This window comes from Propionicimonas sp. (assembly GCF_047606205.1).
Lineage (GTDB): Bacteria > Actinomycetota > Actinomycetes > Propionibacteriales > Propionibacteriaceae > Propionicimonas.
This window is the reverse complement of record NZ_JASGES010000185.1, coordinates 1-17,199: the sequence shown is the minus strand read 5'-3', so window position 1 is coordinate 17,199 and position 17,199 is coordinate 1. Positions and strand designations below refer to the sequence as shown.

The window sequence follows — 17,199 nt, the reverse complement described above, 5'->3', positions numbered from 1 at the left end:
TCGGCCGCGGCCTCGGCGAGGACCGCGGCCAGGGCGTCGACGGCCAGGTCCAGTTCGTCCCGGGTGATCACCAGCGGCGGCGCCATCCGGATCGTCTGGCCGTGGGTGTCCTTGGCGATGACGCCGTGGCTGAGCAGCCGCTCGCAGATCTGCCGGCCGCTGCCCAGCCGTGGGTCGATGTCCACGCCCGCCCACAACCCGATGCCGCGGACCTCGGTGACGCCGCGGCCGAGCAGGGCGGCCAGCCGGTCGTGGAGGTGGCCGCCCAGGTCGCGCGACCGCGCCTGGATCTCGCCGGTCTCGAGCAGCCGCACGACCGCCAGCCCGACGGCCGCGCCGAGTGGGTTGCCCCCGAACGTCGAGCCGTGCTGGCCGGGCTTCAGCAGCCCGAGCACGTCGGCGTTGCCGACCACGGCGGAGACCGGGACGATGCCGCCGCCGAGCGCCTTGCCGAGCAGGTACAGATCGGGGACGACGCCCACCTGCTCGCAGTAGAAGGTGCTGCCCGTTCGGCCCAGGCCGGACTGGATCTCGTCGGCGATCATCAGGACGCGGTGCCGGTCGGCGATCTCGCGGACGCCCGGCAGGAACCCCGCCGGAGGTGTGATCACCCCCGCCTCGCCCTGGATCGGCTCGACCAGGATCGCGACCGTGTCGGCGTCCACCGCCCGCTCGATGGCGTCGAGGTCGCCGTAGGGCACCTTCACGAAACCGGGAGTGAACGGCCCGTAGCCGCCGGTCGCGTCGTCGTCGGAGGAGAACGAGATCACGCTGATCGTGCGGCCGTGGAAGTTGCCCTCCATGACGATGATGTTCGCCCGGTCCTCCGGCACGCCCTTCACCTCGTAGCCCCACTTGCGGGCGAGCTTGAGCGAGGACTCGACGGCCTCGACGCCGGTGTTCATGGGCAGCACCATGTCCTTGCCGCACAGGTGCGCGAGCGCTTCGACGAACGGCCCGAAGGTGGCGGAGTAGACCGCCCGGGACGTGATCGACACCTTGGCCAGTTGCGCGACGGCGACCTCGACCAGGTCCGGGTTCGAGTGCCCGAAGTTCACCGCGGAGTAGGCCGAGAGGAAGTCGAGGTAGCGGTTGCCCTCGACGTCGGTCAGCCATGCGCCCTCGCCGCTGTCCACCACCACGGGCAGCGGGTGGTAGTTGTGGGAACTGAACGTCTCGATCTGCGCGATGGCCGTCTCGGCAGCGCCGCGGGCGGTGGTCATGGGTTCCTCCTGGTGCCAGACCAGTGATCATACGGCGGCGTGAGGTCAGCCGATCGCGTTCCTGACCAGCTCGCCGAGGCGCTCCGGGTCGTGCGGGCGCAGGGCGAACCTCGCCCGCGCCACCGGCCGGTCGAGCTGAAGGACGCCGGACAGGCCGGTCCGGCTCGCGTCGATGACGGCCTCGCTCGGCGTCGCGGCCAGGGTGGCGGCCAGGTCGGCCAACAGGAGGGGATCACGCCCGAAGGCGGGCAGGATCGACTGCGCCTCCGGGTGCAGTGAGTAGACGTCGACGAGGGCGCCGACGGCCTGCGGAAGCGGGCTGATGATGCCGGAGACGCCGAGCTGGTGGGCGGCGGCCGTCCCTGCGCCGGGCCGCAGACCGCCCAGGCTGAGCGCACCCTCCTCCTCGATCACCACGACGGTGCGACCCGAGACGGCCTCGCCACCCTCGACGACCACGGGAGTGTCGGCGGTGAGCAGGTCGGCACCGGGGTTCAGTCGGCGCACGGCCCGTTCGACGCTCGCCCGCTGACCGGGGGTCGCGGTGTCGCATCCGGTGACGATCACCACGTCCGCCATCCTCAGCCCGACCTCGCCGGGCAGGTGGTCCGACGCCTCGTCGGCCCGCAGCGGGTCGGTCACCACGACGTGCAGGCTCGGCTCGACGAACGGCAGGTCGCTGTCCGCGCCGTCCCACAGCACGACGTCGGCATCCTCCTGCGCGGCTGAGAGCACCGCGCCGAAATCCAGACCGGAGAACACTCGCGCGCCCGGCACGGTACCGAACGGCTCGCTGAGCGGGGCCGCCGCGGCGTCGATGATCGCGTCGTCGAGCCTGGCCAGGTCATGCTCGTTGTCGGTGAAGGCCAGCGCACGGACGGGGTGGTGGACCACCGCGACCCGGTGTCCCCAGGAGTGCAGCAGTTCGGCCAGGTAGCCGACCGTGGGGGACTTCCCCGTCCCCGACCGTGCCGAGGTCACCGCGATCACCGGGCGGGATGCCTGCAGCATCACCCGCCGCGGACTGGCCAGGTGGAAGTCGGCGCCGGCGGCGAGGGTGCGGGCGGCGAGCCGGGCGACGTCCTCGCTGCCGATCTCGGAGTAGGCGAACACGACCTGTGCGACCGACTCCGCGGCGATGATCCGCTCCAGGTCGGCCTCGGGCAGGATGGGCAGGCCGCCGGGGTACCGCGGTCCGGAGAGGCAGGCGGGGTAGTGGCCCTCCTGCCCTGGCCCGAGGTCGGTGGAGGTGAAGGCCACTACCGTGTGGTCAGGGTCGTCGCGGTAGAGGGTGTTGAAGACGTGGAAGTCCCTGCCCGCTGTGCCGACGATCAGGATCCTCATCGCGATTCCTCCTGTTCCCATTGTCCCTCGCCGCGGCACGCGCGGCATGGCTAGAGTCGGGTCATGGCAGAGGCCCCGATCGTGATCGGCTTTGACGGCTCCGACTTCGCTGCGGAGGCGCTGCGCAAGGGCTTGTGGCTGGCGTCGAAGCTCGGTGCGCCCGCGCGGGTCGTGCGGGCGTGGACGATCAGCAACGCGCCGCGTCCACGCACCTGGGAGCCCGGCTACGTGCCTCCGGTGGACGATTTCGCCGCGGCGGTGCTCGAGCAGTTGCGGGACCAGACCGCAGCGATCGTCGCGGAGTTCCCCGGGGTGGACGTCGCCTACGAGGCACCGCACGGCGCCGCGGGGCGGGAGTTGATCCGGGCCTCCGAAGGGGCACGGATCGTCGTGGTGGGGACGCGCGGCCTCGGCGGCTTCTCCGGACTCCTGCTCGGATCGGTCAGCGACCAGGTCGTCGAGCACGCGCCCTGCGACGTCCTGGTCACCCGCCGCCGCTCCGGCGACCAGTCGCCGCCGCGCAGCCTGCAGCTCGACCAGGTGATCGCGCCGGAAGGTTCCTGAAGGCGGGGGATTCGAGTGCCTTCGCCGGACCCGGCCGGGCGAGGGCCACTCGTCGTCGCTGAGGGCCACGGTCCGGGCGAGGGCTCTTGTCTGGACAATGGCCCCCCGGTGCGAGGGGAGGCCCTCGGGTCGGGCAGCGACCGTCCGGTGTCACTCCTGTGGGGTCTCGTCCGCGCGGCGCCGGCCTTGTTACGTTGGCGACCCGCAGGGAGAAGGAGTCGCCGTTGAACCCCGATGTGCGCGCGGCAGTGGCGACCCGGGAACCTGACCGGGAGCCGGCGCCGCCGACGAAGCGGGACCTGCCGAGGGCACTGCGCGGGGCGGTTCCCTTTGGTGTGATCGCCCTCGTCGCCCTCGGCTGGTTGTTCCCTTCGCCGTCGTTGGCCGTCGGATTCGACCTGCGCGTCTACCGGGGTGCCATCGCCGCGGCTCTCTCGGACGGTGGGCTCTACACGTTCGCTCTGCCGGACGACGGCTGGTATCCCGCCTACTTCCTGTATCCGCCGTTCGCCGCACTGCTGGGAGCGCTGGCGATGTGGATTCCGCTCGGGGCGGCCGCCACGATGTGGACATTGTGCCAACTGGGAATGTCCGGTGTCCTGGTGTGGCTGCTCGCCCGTGCCACGGGCGCCAGTGGGGCCGGTCCCGGCCGTGAGCCGCTCCTGGTTCTCTGCCTGGCCTGGATCCTCTTCGTCCTCACCCGCCCCGTGATCGCAGGAATCGGCATGGGCCAGGTCAGCCTCCTGATCACCACCCTGGTGGCGGTCGACCTGTTGCTGCTGCCGCGTCGGTGGAAGGGCGTCCTGATCGGCATCGCTGCCGGGATCAAGCTCACCCCGATGCTCTTCGCCGTCCACTTCCTGCTCACCCGGCAGTGGAGAGCGGCACGCAACTCCGCGCTGAGCTTTCTGGCCTCCGTCGCTCTGGGTTTCGTCGCCTTTCCTGCGGAGTCGATCGGCTACTGGACGAGGATCGTGTTCGACTCCAGCAGGGTGCCGGGGCTCGGCTCCCAGATGAACCTCTCCATCCTGGGCCAGCTCCAGTTCTGGGGAGTGCCGGAGCCGTTCGTGAAGCCGCTGTGGATCGGGGTCTGCCTGGTGTTCGTCGCGGTGGCGCTACGGCTCGGGGTGCTTCGCCACCGCGCGGGCGATGACGCGTCCGCACTGGTGATGGTCGGTACCGCCTCGGCACTGGCGAGCCCTGTCGCCTGGGACCATTTCCTCGTGTGGCTCTCGCTCGCCGCGCTGCTGCTCGGGTTCACGATCCGGCGCTCGACGAGGGCGGCCGGGTGGCTGCTGCTCTGCCTCCTGAGTGCCCTCTCGCCGGTGTGGCCGGTCTCGTCGCCGGACGGGCTGCGGCAGTTCCTCGGCCTTGTCCCTGTCGCGGTGGCGCTCTGGGTCAGCCTGGGCGGTCTGCCGGGACGGCACCGGCATCGTCGCGACCGCGTGGACGTCGCCGGGTGAGCCGCGAGGCCGGTCGGACCGGTCGCCTCCCCGCCCATCCCGCGGTGCGGGCTACCAGCTGAGGACGGCGCCCGCCCAGAAGACGCCGAGGACGGCGCCGAGGATGAGGAACGGGCCGAAGGCGAAGGAGCCCTTCCTCCCGCGGCGGCGGGCCACCATCAGCGCCAATCCGGCGATGGCGAAGGTGATCCAGCCGGCCCCGAAGCCCAGCACCACCGCTCCCCAGCCGAACCAGCCCCCGAAGGCGCCCGCCACCGCGGCGAGCTTCACGTCGCCGAACCCCAGGTCAGGGGAGAACACCATCATCACGAAGTAGAGGACGAACAGCGCGACGGCGGCCAGCCCGGCTCGACCGAGCGCGCTCCACTCGCCCGTGGTCCACGCCGCCAGCGTGAGCAGGCCGGCGGTCAGCCCGATCAGGGGCAGCACGATCCGGTCGGGCAGCCGCTCCTCGGCGAGGTCGATCACCGTCAGCAGCCCGGACGCGACGGCGAGCACGACGAAGGCGAGCATCTCCGCCCAGCTGTGCGCGAGCCCGGCGAGGCCGCCGAGCACAGCGGCGACCGGTAGCTGCGCCCGGCTGCGGAGAATCGCCGCGTCAGAGGTCGCGCAGCTGCGCATGAAGCCGGTGAGCGCCCATGCGGCGAGGGCGGCGAGGAGTGCGCAGAGCAGGACGGCCACGACGCTCGATCCGGTCAGCCGATGCCGGCGAAGGAGTGGATGATCCCGATCACGCCGGGACCCATCACGACGATGAACATGGCCGGCATGATGAACAGGATCAGCGGGAACACGACCTTGACGGGGATCTCCATCGCCTTGCGCTCGGCGTACTGGCGACGCTCCATCCGGAGCTCGTCCGCCTGCGCCTGCAGGACGTCCGACAGCGCGATGCCGTAGGCCTCCGCCTGGATGATCGAGCGGACGAACCGGCGCAGGGTCTCCACCCCGGTGCGCTCGGCGAGGTCCTCGTAGGCCGCGCGGCGGGTCAGGCCCACCGAGATGTCCTGCAGGGTGCGGACCAGCTCGTTGGCCAGTTCGCCCTTGCCGTTCTTCGCCACCCGCATCATGGCCGCGTCGAAGCCGAGCCCGGCGTTGACTGCGATGCTCATCTGGTCGAGGGTATCGGGCAACTGCCGCTTGATCGCTTCCTTCCGGTCCTTGCCCGCGCTCTGCAGGCGGACCATCGGGAGGAAGAACCCGAGCAGGCACACCGCGATCCCGACCAGGACCCCCAGCGGGGGCTGCACCTGGCGCGAGACCAGCACGCCGACCACCGCGCCGACCAGGCCCAGCATCCCCATGTTGGCGAGGATCCGGTCCGGGGTGTTGTTCTCCGGGCGTCCGGCACCGGCCCACAACTTGGTGATCGACCCGATCAGGGGTGCGGGCAGCACCCGGCGCATCGTGACGGCCAGGCCGCCGGCCTTCTTCTCGCCGGTGAGCGAGGTCGGACCGGGGTTCTGCTTGGGCTTGTCGAGCTGCCGGCGAAGGTTGGCCAGCATCTGGCGCCGGGTCATGGTGGCGCCGCCGAACGCGAACCAGAGCAGGACGCCGATGCCGGCGACGAGGAGCACGATTCCGAGGTAGGCCTGTGGTTGCACGGGTCCTCCTTCAGTACTTCAGGTTGATGAGCTTGGTCAGCCAGAACCCGCCGATGCCCAGCATCACCACACCGGCGCCGAGCATCATCCAGCCGAGCGGGTCGGTGAACAGCCGCATGATGTAGCCCGGGTTCGAGATGAACAGGAACAGCGAGACGACGAACGGCAGCAGCATCAGGATGATCGCGGACAGCTTTCCGTCGGCGGCCAGGGCGGCCACCTGACGCTTCATCGCCGTGCGCTCGCGGATGGTCTTGCTGACGTTCTCGAGGACGTCGGCCAGGTTGCCGCCGACCTCGCGGTTGATGCCGATGGCCTGCGTGATCCAGTAGAAGTCCTCGTTGCGCATCCGGGTCGCGACGTCGTTGAGGGAGTCCATCATCGAGCGTCCGACCCGCGCCTCGTTGGTGACCCGCGCGAACTCCTGGGAGACCGGGACGCCGGCCTCCTGGGCGATCGTGGCCACGGCCTGCGGAAGGCTGTAGCCGGCCCGGAGGCTGCCGGCCATCATCTGGAGGACCTCGTCGAGCTGCTTTCCGAACTCCTTGCGCCGCCGGTCGGCGAGGGTGGACAGCAGCATCCGGCCGATGATCGGGCACAGCAGCGCGAGCAGCAGGCCGATCACCGGCTGCCCGAGAACCAGCCCGAGCGCGAACGCGGCCAGGGCCGCAGCGCCGACGATCACGATGAGGTCCTTGACCGGTGTCGTGACGCCGGCCTCCTCGAGGATGGCGTCGAACGAGGTGTTCCGCCCGCGCAGCATCTTCTCCACCGCGTCGGTGGCGGCGTTCGCCATCCGCTGGATGCCGGAGCCCTGCGGCTCGGAGCCCGGTCGGCGCCGGGAGAGCGGCAGCCGGTTGTCCGGCATCGTCACGAGCACGACCGTGGTCAGGCCGGCCAGGCCCAGCAGGACCCACCCGAAGGTGAGCGCCGCGGGCGAGGAGAGGAAGGCGTACATCAGCGGTGCCCCGCCGACCACAGCCCGCCGTTGCCGAAGACGTTCGGGGACAACTTGATGCCGTAGTCGTCGAACTTCTGCGTGAAGGTCGGACGCACGCCGGTCGGCCGGCAGCTGCCCAGGAACTTGCCGTCGGGGGACAGCCCCGCGGAGTAGTCGAACTCGAACACGTCCTGCATGGTGACGACCTGGCCCTCCATGCCGTTCACCTCGCTGACCGAGGTCACCCGGCGGGTGCCGTCGCGCAGGCGGGTGAGCTGGACGATCACGTCGATGGCGCTGCAGACCTGCTCGCGGATGGCCCGCAGCGGCAGGTCCATGCCGGCCATCAGGACGAGGGTCTCCAGACGGGCGAGGGCGTCGCGGGTGGTGTTGGCGTGGATGGTCGACAGCGAGCCGTCGTGGCCGGTGTTCATGGCCTGCAGCATGTCGAGCGCCTCACCGCCACGACACTCGCCGACGATGATCCGGTCGGGCCGCATTCGCAGCGAGTTCTTGACCAGGTCACGGATCGTCACCTCGCCCTTGCCCTCCACGTTCGGCGGCCGGGATTCCAGCCGCACCACGTGGTCCTGCTGGAGCTGGAGCTCGACGGCGTCCTCGATCGAGACGATCCGCTCGTCGTTCGGGATGAAGCTGGAGAGCACGTTCAGCAGCGTGGTCTTGCCGGTGCCGGTGCCGCCGGAGACGATGATGTTGAGCCGGGCGGACACGCAGGCGTGCAGCAACTCGGCGATCTCGGGGCTCATCGAGCGCTTCTCGATCAGGTCGGGGACGGTCAGCGCGTCCTTGGAGAACTTCCGGATCGTGAGCGTGGAACCGCTCACCGCCAGGGGCGGGATGATCGCGTTGACCCGGGAGCCGTCCTCGAGGCGGGCGTCCACCAGCGGCGACGACTCGTCGATGCGGCGGCCGACCTTGGTCACGATCCGTTCGATCACGCGCCGCAGGTGCGGCTCGTCCTTGAAGCGGACCTGGCTGAGGGTCAGCTTGCCGGCGCGCTCGACGTAGACCTTGTGGGGGCCGTTCACCATGATCTCGGTCACAGCCTTGTCCGAGATCAGCGGCTCGAGCGGGCCCAGGCCGAGGACGTCGTCGTGCACCTCGCGGATGAGGCGCTGCCGTTCCCTGGCCGTCAGGGGCAGCTTGCCGCCCTCGATGATCGAGTTCAGCTCCGCCTGGACGAGCCCCTGCAGCGCCGTCTCGTCGAGGGTGGAGTCGGTCAGCCGGTTGCCCATCCGCTCGAACAGTTGCTCGACCGCGTCCTCCTTGATCCGCGCCAGGGCGTCGTGGGTCTCCACGACCACGGGTGCGGCCGGGGCGCGGTTCGCCAGACGGTTGTCCTCCGTCCCGGGAGCGGCGGTGGGCGGCACCCAGGTCACGGTCGGCGCGGCGGCGGAGGCGGGCTGGGTCGGGCTCTCCGGCACCGGTAGCCAGGGCGCGGGCGGAGCGTTGTCGGCCGGCGGCCCGGCAGGAACGGCCGCTCCGGGCGCCGGGATGCTGGTGAACGCCCGGGTCGGAGCGGAGGTGGAGTGGGGAGCGTCCGGTTCGCGCGGGATTCCGCGCTCGCCCTTCTGCGCTGCGAGGACCCGTTCTGCGAGGTTCACTGCTGCGCCTCCTTCCTGTGCCCGAAGTCGAGGAACCGGCGGCCCTTGGCGCCGGCCTTCTCGCCCGCGTCGACGACCTCGACGAGGGCCTTGAGCTGCTTGGCGACCGGATCCCGGCTGCCGGCCTGCAGCAGCGGAATGCCCTGGTTGACCGAGATCGGCACCGAGTTGGACTGCGGGATCTGGAAGTCGACCTTGCGTCCGATCGACGCCTCGACGTCGGCGACGGAGATGCCGCGGCTGGGATGCATGAAGTTGAGCACGACCGAGCGCGACTCCACCATCAGCCCGATGTCCCGCAGGGTGTCGAGCTCCTTGCGCAGACCGCGCACCCCGGGGACGTCCAGGCTGGTCACCAGCACGAGGATGTCGGTCTGGTCGAGGACGGCGAGGGTGTGTTCGCTGAGCCCGGGTGCGGTGTCGACCACCACGTACTTGAACTGCCCGGCGAGGGTGTCGAGCAGGTTCACCACGTCCTTGCTCGTCACCGCGTCCGCGGCCGCGGGCGACTCCGAGCCGGGGACGACGTACAACCCGGTCTGGTGCTGGAAGAGGTAGGACTTCAGCGCCAGCGGGTCGCTGGCCGCCGGTCCGTGCGCCATGTCGGGAAGGCTGTACTCGGCGGTGATGTTCAGCGCGCTGCCGACGTCGCCGAAGTGGACGTCCAGGTCGACGAGGACCGTCGACTGCGGCAGGCGCTGGGCGAGTCCCACAGCGAGGTTGGTGGACACGGTGGTCTTGCCCACGCCACCTTTGGGCGAAGCCACCGTGACCACCTTCCCCCGCTGGGTCGACACAGCACCGGGAACGCCAGGCGCTCCCTGCTGCACCACCCGCGGCCCGGAGTGGGTGGCGGCCCGCTCCAAGGCCTTCTTCATCTCCTCGACCGGCGCGCCGGGCATGACGATGTCACGCACGCCGGCACGCATGGCGTCGAGGCTCACTGCCGCGCCCTGGTCGGTGACCAGCACGGAGGAGATGGTGAAGTTCTGATCGAGTTCCACGGCCAGCGAGAGCGCGGCCGGGACCTGTTCGCCCGGATCCAGGACGGCGACCGCGGGCAGCGGCGCCCCCTGCAGGTGGTTCAGCAGGACCTGGACGTGGTCCGGGAACTGGTCCGGGGCGATGGCGTAGCCGTCCGGTCCCCACGCCTGCTGGACCAGGCCCACCACGTGGGGGTTGCGGCTGATGACGAGGACGGGGCTCATTTGAGCACGGTCTTTCCTGTGGTCCACGGGAGGGAGCTACGGCTTCCCTCCTTCGGCTCCAGTGCGGCCCAGATCTTCGCGTTCTCCGCGGCCCAGACCACCCGGGTGACGTTGGCCGGGTCGAGCGCGAGGGTGAGGGTGAGCCCGCTGCCGGGTGCGGAGTCGTCGTCGCTCCCGGAGGAGGCGCCCTGCACTCTCACGACGAGGACGTCACGCAGCGCCTGGGCCGTGACCTGGTCGTCCTTGTCCTTCAGGGGACCGGTGAACAGCAGGGCGATCTTGTCGCCTGCCTGGATCGACCCCCCCACCGTCCGGGTGGCCTCGAGGGCGATGCTCACCTGCTGGAGGTCGGCGGGGACCTCGACGCTGCCGGCGCTGGTGGTGTTGGGGGCGATGAAGCGGCTGGACAGCACCTGCTCGCCGACGGCGAGAGTTCCGTCGGTGACCAGGTCTGTCACGGACGTGGTGTCGGTGAGCGCCCCGTCGGCGATGGCCATCTTCGGCAGCTGCCTGAGCTCGACATAGGGAGTCAGGTCTGCGCCGGCGGTGCCGGCCGGCACCGCCTGGGTGACGACCAGCACGCCGGTCGTCTCCATGTTCGCCATCGCGCGCCGGTCGGCGTTGCTGACGTAGTTGTACAGAAGGACCGCGCCGATGCCGGCGAGGAGGACTGCCGCGACAGCGGCGATGATTCGGCGTTGCATGAGGACCGCCTCAGTGCTCGAGTGGACAAGACAATCGTCGGCAGTGGTGCTGCCGGGTGGCGCTCGCCCCCTGCCGCCAGCAGGGTGGTGACGAGTATTGAATTCCGTGAGCCGGGTCCAGGTGCAGGTCCGGCGGTTGCCCGGTACCGGTGTCATCCATGCGGGTGACAATTCCGACCGGGCAGCATTGATTTATTGGTCACCCGTCGTGATGGGCCGCCGGTGTGGCCGGCCGGTCCTCCGAATGGGGGACAGCTGTCCTCCGTGCGGGTGACGGGTTCGCATCGACAGAAATGGAGGGCATTTCTGTCGATGAAAGCTTTTGAGGCGCCCCGGCGTCTGCTCGGGGCGCCTCGGATCAGGCTTGTTCGGAGCCGGACCCCGACGTGCGGGGTCCTAGACCGCCTGCCCCACCGTGGAGAACAGGTTGGTGAGGTTGGTGCCGAGGGTGGCCACGATGGTGATGATCACAGCCGCGATGAGGGCGACCATGATGCCGTACTCGACGGCGGTGGCACCGCGTTCCCTGGTGGCAACGACAGAGCCGACAGTCTTTGCGAGAAAAGCGCTCATGACTAGGCCTTTCCGGGCACGCGACGGATCAGATCGCCTTGCCCACGTTCGAGAACAGGTTGGTCAGGTTGGTGCCGAGGGTGGCCACGATGGTGATGATGACGGCGGCGATGAGGGCGACCATGATGCCGTACTCGACGGCGGTGGCACCGCGCTCCTTGGTCGCAACGACCGAGCCGATGATCTTGGCGGGCAGGTTCTTCATGAGAGACCCCTTTCAGGTGGTGTGGGATAGGTCCGCTGGAGTCTGGAAACCATCCTCCAGAACTCCTCGTGAAGAATGATTACATCGCTGAGTGAGCGATGTCAAAGGGTTTCTTCAAGAACTTCCAGATTCGTACTAAAGTGGGCTTGACAAGGCCACTTGCGGTCCCCCGAAGGAGGACGTGGGGCGGGCAATGAATGCCGAAAATGTCCCCCGAAGGAGGACATGGGCCACAGATTGGATGCGTCTTTGTCACCCGGAAGAGGACATAAGGGGGAACAGGTGCGGAACTGGACGAGATGGCTGGTGCCGATCGCCGGGCTGCTGTGCTTCGCGCTGGCGGCGCCGTCGACCGCCCGGGCGGGGACGGACGTGGACGATGTGGTGTCGGCTCTCGGGCTCACTGCCGAGCCGGCCGACTACGTGGTCCTGGTCGACACCTCCGGCTCGATGCAGGCGGACGGCCGCTACGCCTCCGTACGCAGGGAGCTCGCCACCCTGGTGAAGGGGCTGTCCGCTCAGGACCGGGTCTCGTTGCTGACCTTCGACACCAGCGTCTCCCCCCGGTTCCGCGGGGTCGTGGGCAAGAACGCCGCCGCGGTCCTCGCCGATCTGCCGGCCAGGGCGGCCGGCGAGCACACCGACATCGGCGCGGCGATCTCGGCCGGCCTGACCGAGCTGGAGCGGGCCGACACGCGCCGTCTGGCGGCGCTGATCCTGATCACCGACGGAAAGCTCGACGCGCCCGGGTCGAAGTACGCCAGGGCGACATCGTCGGCCTGGAAGGAACTGAAGTCGAGGGCGGCCGCGCTCGGAGCCGGCCACCAGGTCGCCGCGTACGCCGTCTCGCTGATGGCCAGCACGGATGCCGGCCTGCTGAAGAAGGTGCTGCCGCAGGCCACGGAGGTGTCTGCGGCCGAGGTGGGCGATCGTTTCGCGGAGGTCGGCAGCGACCTGGTCCGGCTGCAGGCGGCGCAGGCACTGAAGAGCGAGCTGTCCCAGCCGATCATGGTGAACTGGCAGGGGGACCTCGGCGCCGCGCTGGCCGATGGCAGCCCGACCGGCATCACGCTGGAGTTCGTCTCCCCCTACCCGCACGTCCCCGTCGAACTCTCGCACCTGGCCGTCCAGGCCCCACCCGGGCTGCAGGTGGCCCTCGCCGGGCTCCCGGAGAAGGTCAGGCTCGACCCGAACGGGCACGCGACGGTGCCGGCCACCGCAACGGTGACCGGCTCGGCGGGCCCGGCGGCCACGGTCGGTCTGACCGCGACGGTGACCTCGACGTGGGCGGAGGTGCTGACCGGCGATCTGGGGCTCGAGTTCGCGCCGTCGCTGCAGGGGACGGCGGCCGTGGCCGCCGCACCGATCACGCTCCCGCCCGCCCTGCTGCCTGCGGTGGCGGTCGTCGCCGCGGGGCTCGCCGCGGCGGTCGTCCTGTTCCTGCTCGTCCGCGTCCTGGTCACACCGTCGCTGAGTGGGCTCCTCACCATCCGTCGGCAGGGCAGGCACCTGGCCGACATCGTGCTGGACGGTCGGAGGATGAGGCTGGCCGCCCCGGACGCGGTCGCCGACCTCGCCGGGCTGGGCGGCTCCGTCGCCGGATCGCGGCGAGGGGGGAAGGGCCAGCGGGCGGTCCGCGTGAACCTCCGCTTCGGCGCGACCAGCGCGAGGGGGGTGCTGCGGGACGGGAGCTCGATCTCGCTGGGCGAGCTCGATGTGGAGTACACGAGCGGACGGCGCCGGATCCTCGACAAGATCGGTCTCCCGCGTCCGGATGCGGCCGGGCCGGTCGGGCCACTCGCGAACTCTCCCGATGCGGCGAGCCTTTCTCCGGTGTCCCCCTGACGGGGGACACGGAATCGATTCACTGGCGTCCCCCAACGGGTGACAGTGGCCATTCGCGCCGCATTTGGCGGCCCTGTCATCCGGATGGGTGACAACGCAAATGCCGGGCATCGCGAGGGCCTTTCGCTCGTCCTGGTACTGCCACTTGACTAGGGATTTTGCCGTCAGTCGCGGGCGACACCCCGAACCCCAAAATCCAGCTCCCACCGGCTCGGAGGGAGTATTCTGGACGGTTTGGCCACGCGCATTGACACCGTGGGAACAACCCACCTAGACTCACAGTAATTCTGGAGGGGTCCGGAGAATTCGGCAGAACATAACTGGAGTATGCGTGGATACCAAGAGGCGTTCGCGCAAGTCGCAGCGTGGGGCCGCTGCACTTGAATTCGCGATCATACTGCCCGTCCTCCTGCTGCTCGTGTTCGGCATGGTGGACTTTGCGATGACGTTCAACGCCCAGTCGACGGTCGCCAACGCGGCGCGGGACGGTGCCAGGGCGGCCAGCCTGGGCAAGACGTACGCCACCGCAGGCACGCAGATCAAGGGCGAGACCAGCGCCCTGCTGAACAGTTCCACGGTCGCCTACACGATCTGCACGGCCGCCACGATCGACGCCTCCGCCTGGTCGTGCAGCGGAACGGCGTCCGGCGACACCACGACCTACGACACCAAGCGCGCGATCGACGCGATCGTCCGGGTCACGGTCAGCTACAAGTACTCCTGGATCACACCGCTGCCCGGATGGGTGGGGCTGAGTTCACCGGTCACCGTCAGCCAGACCAGCTACATGCGAATCGAGTCCACGTCATGAGCACGAAACCCCGGTCCGGCGCGCGTCGAAGGGGAAACCAGCGCGGTGCCAGTGCGGTTGTCATCTCCCTCGTCATGATGATTCTGATTGCCGCGGGGGCCATCGGCTTCGACATCGCCAAGCTCGTCTACGAGCGCCAGCAGGTGCGCGCGGCCGTCGACGCCGCCGCCCAGATCGGGGCCGCGAAGCTCACCTCATCGGCGATGGGGACCTCGGCCGCCAACGACATGGTCACGCTGATCAAGAATGCGGCGGTGGCCAACTACGGCACGGCCACCTACGGCCCCAAGCTGACCGCGGGCAACGTGACTGTCGCGTTCTACTGCGTGGTCGCGAACACCTCCGGAAGCTCGACCGTGGTCAGTCCGAACACCAACCAGATCCCGAGCACCTGCCGGCCCAACCCGAGTTCGACCGACTACACCTCCGGCACGAAGTGCAGCGGGACGTCGTGCGCGATCCCGTGCTCGCCCACGACCGTCGCCGGTGCGGTGTGCAACGCGGTCCAGGTCAGCGCCACCAAGAACGTCCAGTTCGTCTTCGGGCCGGCGATCAACATCGACCACGGCACGGCCACCGCCTCGACGGTCTCGTGCCGCGGCAGCTGTGGCGGCGAGGCGACCCCCAACCCCATGAACGTCGTGGTGATGGCCGACCGGACGCCGTCGATGAGCACGGTGTACGGCGCCCCCGCCGACGCGTTCCAGGGCCTGAAGGACGGGATCGAGGGGATGCTCAAGATCATGACGCCGAACCAGCAGTACGTCGCGTTCGGCGCACTGCACAAGAGCAGGACGGTGACGGCGACCTCCGGAGCAGACGACCTGACCCAGCCGCTGGCCTCGGGCGCGAAGATCTTCAACGATTCGAGCGGCTCCTCCTACACGTACTCCAACAAGGTCACGGGCACGAGCTACAACTCGCAGGTGAAGTGCGAGAAGTATGGCTACTACTGGTACAGCGACGCCTGCTACAAGACGCGGACCTCGGTGACGACCACGACCCGCACGGACGAGTTCGCCGGTACCTGGGTCCCGGTCGGTTTCACCAAGAACTACCAGTCCTCCGCCTCGGTGCTGAACACGTCCAGCGACTTGTACACGAGCGTTCACAACCTGAACTACTCGAACCTGACCTCGGGTGGGACCTACTTCTACAACAAGCTGTTGTCGGACACCGCAGGTAGTGGCACATACATCAATGCCGGCACCGGCACCCACCTCGCCTCGGCACTGAAGGGTGCGGCGCGGTACCTGTTGGCCAACGTCGACTCGAACAACTACGTCTCGAGCCTGGACTCGGATGGCTATCGCGCAGACCTCGGCATCCCGGTCAAGAACGTCATCGTCTTCGAGACTGACGGCCAGCCGGACGAGATCTTCAACAACGCCACCACTGACAGTGCATCCGCGCTGAGCCTCACCAACTCCGACGATATCGGCGCTTCTGGCTCCAACACCCCGGGCGACCACGCGAGCACCACGCAGGCATGCAAGAACCTCGACACCGTGGCCGCAGAGGCGAAGGCGGCCGGGATCCTGATCGTGACCATCGGGTTCGGAAGTGTGAACTCAGCCACCTGCGGCACGATGACCTCCCGGGCGGCGCTGGCGACCGCCGCCTCCACGCAGGCCTCGGTGACGGGGACGGGCGCCGCCGAAAGCACCTGCAGCACCGCGGCCGAGATCGCTGCCGAGAACAGCGACTCCGACTACTACTACTGCGCCGCCTCGGCCTCCGACCTCACCTCGGTGTTCGCTGCGGCGATGGGCAACATCTCGAAGAACACCAAGTTCATGGCGATCGACGGGGTCGGGGACTGAGGAACGCCGCGGAGTCCCGAGCGGCCTCGTGACGCGACCTGGCCACTCGATACGTCCCACCCGGCACCCCTGTCCCGTCCGGGCCGGCGAGTGGACGGATCGCGTCAGCCCAGGTACGCCTCGAGCCCGTCCGCGAGCGCCCTGGCCGCCCGGGTACGGAACGTGGCCGAGCCGAGCAGCGCCGCATCCGTGGCGTTGCGCATGTTGCCCATCTCGAGCATGACGGCGGTCCGCTCGGAAAGGTTCAGGGTGCCGAGATCGCTGCGGAAGCTGAGCGCCGTGCCGCCGCCGATGTAGGTGGAGCGGGGCATCGTGGTCTCGGTCTCCAGCGCGTGACGCAGCCGCTTGGCCAGCGCCGTGGACGCCCGCTCCACCGTTGCGCCGCCGACCATCGTCGTGCTGACGATGACGTGGAACCCGCGGGCGCCCCTGGCGAGGCTGCCGTCGGCGTGGATGGAGACGAGCGCGTCCGCTCTGAGCTGGTTCGCCAGGCGGGAGCGGAGGTTCACGCACGGCCCCTCGCCGTGATCGTCGGGCCGGGTGAGCCTGACGGTCGCGCCGCGCGCCCGCAGCACCCTGGCCAGGGCGTTCGCCTGCGCCCAGTTGTAGGCGTGCTCGGCATACCCGGCGTTGGTCGCGGTCCCCGAGGAGTTGCACTCCTTGGTGCGGCCGTTGCCGCTGGGCACCTTGCGGAGCTCGCGCCTCGTCCAGACGCCGTTGTGGCCGGGGTCGATCACGATCCTCCGCCCGGCCAGGGGTAGCGCCGCCGGCGTCGCCGAGGCCGTCGGCGTGGGCGTCGCCGTCGCGGAGGTTGCGGACGGGGACGGACGCAGGCCGGTCGTCGGCACCCCCGAAGGGTTCACCGGGGCCGAGTCCATCGGGGCCACGGGCGCGGAAGAGGCCGCCTGGCACCCGGTCAGCAGCACGGAAAGCGCGACCGCGACCGCAGCACTCCGCACTCCTCGCACCCGACGACGATACCCGCCGGCACCGCCGGCCGGCCCCCTCCGGGCCCCCGCCACCGCGACGGTCGGCGACCCCTGCCGAGGCAGGGTCAGGAATAGCGCTTCCGCGGGCCTCGTTGAGCGTGCCATGAGCGAGGAGTTCACCCACAACACCGCTGCGCACCAGTTCGAGGTGACCGTCGATGGTCGGTTCGCCGGCGAGGCCCACTACACCGTCCGCGACGGTGTCGCAGCCTTCGACCACACGATGGTGCCCTCGGAGTTCGGCGGACGCGGCGTCGCGGGGCGCCTCGTCCAGCACG

17 protein-coding genes and 1 pseudogene are annotated in these 17,199 nt (G+C 69.6%); 7 read left to right on the top strand and 11 right to left on the bottom strand.

Annotation, left to right across the window (positions count from 1 at the left end):
* Both rocD and QM633_RS11525 read right to left on the bottom strand, forming a co-directional pair.
* Nucleotides 1–1,223, bottom strand: a 1,223-nt coding sequence (gene rocD / locus QM633_RS11530) for an ornithine--oxo-acid transaminase (RefSeq protein ID WP_415153902.1), incomplete at its 3' end; no start/stop codon positions are given.
* 45 nt (nucleotides 1,224–1,268) lie between these two features.
* A complete protein-coding gene (locus QM633_RS11525; RefSeq protein WP_415153901.1) occupies nucleotides 1,269–2,567 on the bottom strand; it encodes a hypothetical protein in 1,299 nt (432 codons plus the stop codon).
* A 63-nt stretch (nucleotides 2,568–2,630) separates the two neighbouring features.
* On the opposite strand from QM633_RS11525, the gene QM633_RS11520 reads away from it, so the two are divergent.
* Both QM633_RS11520 and QM633_RS11515 read left to right on the top strand, forming a co-directional pair.
* Nucleotides 2,631–3,131: a universal stress protein gene (locus tag QM633_RS11520; RefSeq protein WP_415153900.1), complete on the top strand. Its 501-nt coding sequence runs from the start codon at nucleotides 2,631–2,633 to the stop codon at nucleotides 3,129–3,131.
* A gap of 224 nt (nucleotides 3,132–3,355) precedes the next feature.
* Nucleotides 3,356–4,594, top strand: a complete 1,239-nt coding sequence (locus QM633_RS11515) for a glycosyltransferase 87 family protein (protein WP_415153899.1) — start codon at nucleotides 3,356–3,358, stop codon at nucleotides 4,592–4,594.
* 51 nt (nucleotides 4,595–4,645) lie between these two features.
* Here QM633_RS11515 and QM633_RS11510 read toward each other — a convergent pair whose 3' ends face one another.
* From QM633_RS11510 to QM633_RS11490, 5 genes are read right to left on the bottom strand one after another with little or no spacing between them, the layout of a single operon-like run.
* Nucleotides 4,646–5,275, bottom strand: a complete 630-nt coding sequence (locus QM633_RS11510) for a prepilin peptidase (RefSeq protein ID WP_415153898.1) — start codon at nucleotides 5,273–5,275, stop codon at nucleotides 4,646–4,648.
* Between the two features lie 14 nt (nucleotides 5,276–5,289).
* A complete protein-coding gene (locus QM633_RS11505; RefSeq protein ID WP_415153897.1) occupies nucleotides 5,290–6,198 on the bottom strand; it encodes a type II secretion system F family protein in 909 nt (302 codons plus the stop codon).
* A gap of 10 nt (nucleotides 6,199–6,208) precedes the next feature.
* The gene (locus QM633_RS11500) at nucleotides 6,209–7,156 is read right to left on the bottom strand and encodes a type II secretion system F family protein (RefSeq protein ID WP_415153896.1); all 948 of its coding nucleotides are present in this window, start codon (nucleotides 7,154–7,156) and stop codon (nucleotides 6,209–6,211) included.
* Nucleotides 7,156–8,763, bottom strand: coding sequence for an ATPase, T2SS/T4P/T4SS family (locus QM633_RS11495; RefSeq protein WP_415153895.1), 1,608 nt, complete (start codon nucleotides 8,761–8,763; stop codon nucleotides 7,156–7,158). The genes QM633_RS11500 and QM633_RS11495 overlap by 1 nt, the downstream gene beginning before the upstream one ends.
* Entirely contained in the window at nucleotides 8,760–9,641 is an 882-nt protein-coding gene (locus QM633_RS11490; RefSeq protein ID WP_415153904.1) for an AAA family ATPase, read from the bottom strand. The genes QM633_RS11495 and QM633_RS11490 overlap by 4 nt, the downstream gene beginning before the upstream one ends.
* A 280-nt stretch (nucleotides 9,642–9,921) precedes the next feature.
* Between QM633_RS11490 and QM633_RS11485 the strand changes: the two are divergent.
* Nucleotides 9,922–9,975: pseudogene (locus tag QM633_RS11485) on the top strand (hypothetical protein); the annotation flags it as partial.
* Here QM633_RS11485 and QM633_RS11480 read toward each other — a convergent pair.
* From QM633_RS11480 to QM633_RS11470, 3 genes are all read right to left on the bottom strand, one after another.
* Complete coding sequence (locus tag QM633_RS11480) at nucleotides 9,968–10,675, bottom strand: Flp pilus assembly protein CpaB (protein ID WP_415153894.1); 708 nt, start codon at nucleotides 10,673–10,675, stop codon at nucleotides 9,968–9,970. The pseudogene QM633_RS11485 and the gene QM633_RS11480 sit on opposite strands and share 8 nt — an antisense overlap.
* Nucleotides 10,676–11,071: 396 nt before the next feature.
* The gene (locus QM633_RS11475) at nucleotides 11,072–11,248 is read right to left on the bottom strand and encodes a Flp family type IVb pilin (protein WP_415153893.1); all 177 of its coding nucleotides are present in this window, start codon (nucleotides 11,246–11,248) and stop codon (nucleotides 11,072–11,074) included.
* A 28-nt stretch (nucleotides 11,249–11,276) separates the two neighbouring features.
* On the bottom strand, nucleotides 11,277–11,453 hold the full coding sequence (locus QM633_RS11470; protein ID WP_415153892.1) for a Flp family type IVb pilin: 177 nt from the start codon (nucleotides 11,451–11,453) through the stop codon (nucleotides 11,277–11,279).
* Nucleotides 11,454–11,735: 282 nt separating this feature from the next.
* On the opposite strand from QM633_RS11470, the gene QM633_RS11465 reads away from it, so the two are divergent.
* The 3 genes from QM633_RS11465 (at nucleotide 11,736) to QM633_RS11455 (ending at nucleotide 15,932) form a co-directional block, all read left to right on the top strand.
* Entirely contained in the window at nucleotides 11,736–13,298 is a 1,563-nt protein-coding gene (locus QM633_RS11465; RefSeq protein WP_415153891.1) for a VWA domain-containing protein, read from the top strand.
* Nucleotides 13,299–13,629: 331 nt separating this feature from the next.
* Nucleotides 13,630–14,109, top strand: coding sequence for a TadE/TadG family type IV pilus assembly protein (locus QM633_RS11460; protein ID WP_415153890.1), 480 nt, complete (start codon nucleotides 13,630–13,632; stop codon nucleotides 14,107–14,109).
* Nucleotides 14,110–14,183: 74 nt separating this feature from the next.
* Nucleotides 14,184–15,932, top strand: a complete 1,749-nt coding sequence (locus tag QM633_RS11455; RefSeq protein ID WP_415153889.1) for a TadE/TadG family type IV pilus assembly protein — start codon at nucleotides 14,184–14,186, stop codon at nucleotides 15,930–15,932.
* Nucleotides 15,933–16,036: 104 nt separating this feature from the next.
* Here the strand turns inward: QM633_RS11455 and QM633_RS11450 are convergent, their stop codons facing one another.
* Complete coding sequence (locus QM633_RS11450; RefSeq protein WP_415153888.1) at nucleotides 16,037–16,780, bottom strand: N-acetylmuramoyl-L-alanine amidase; 744 nt, start codon at nucleotides 16,778–16,780, stop codon at nucleotides 16,037–16,039.
* A gap of 244 nt (nucleotides 16,781–17,024) precedes the next feature.
* Here QM633_RS11450 and QM633_RS11445 point away from each other — a divergent pair.
* Nucleotides 17,025–17,199: GNAT family N-acetyltransferase (locus tag QM633_RS11445; RefSeq protein ID WP_415153903.1), on the top strand; the 175-nt coding region annotated here is incomplete at its 3' end.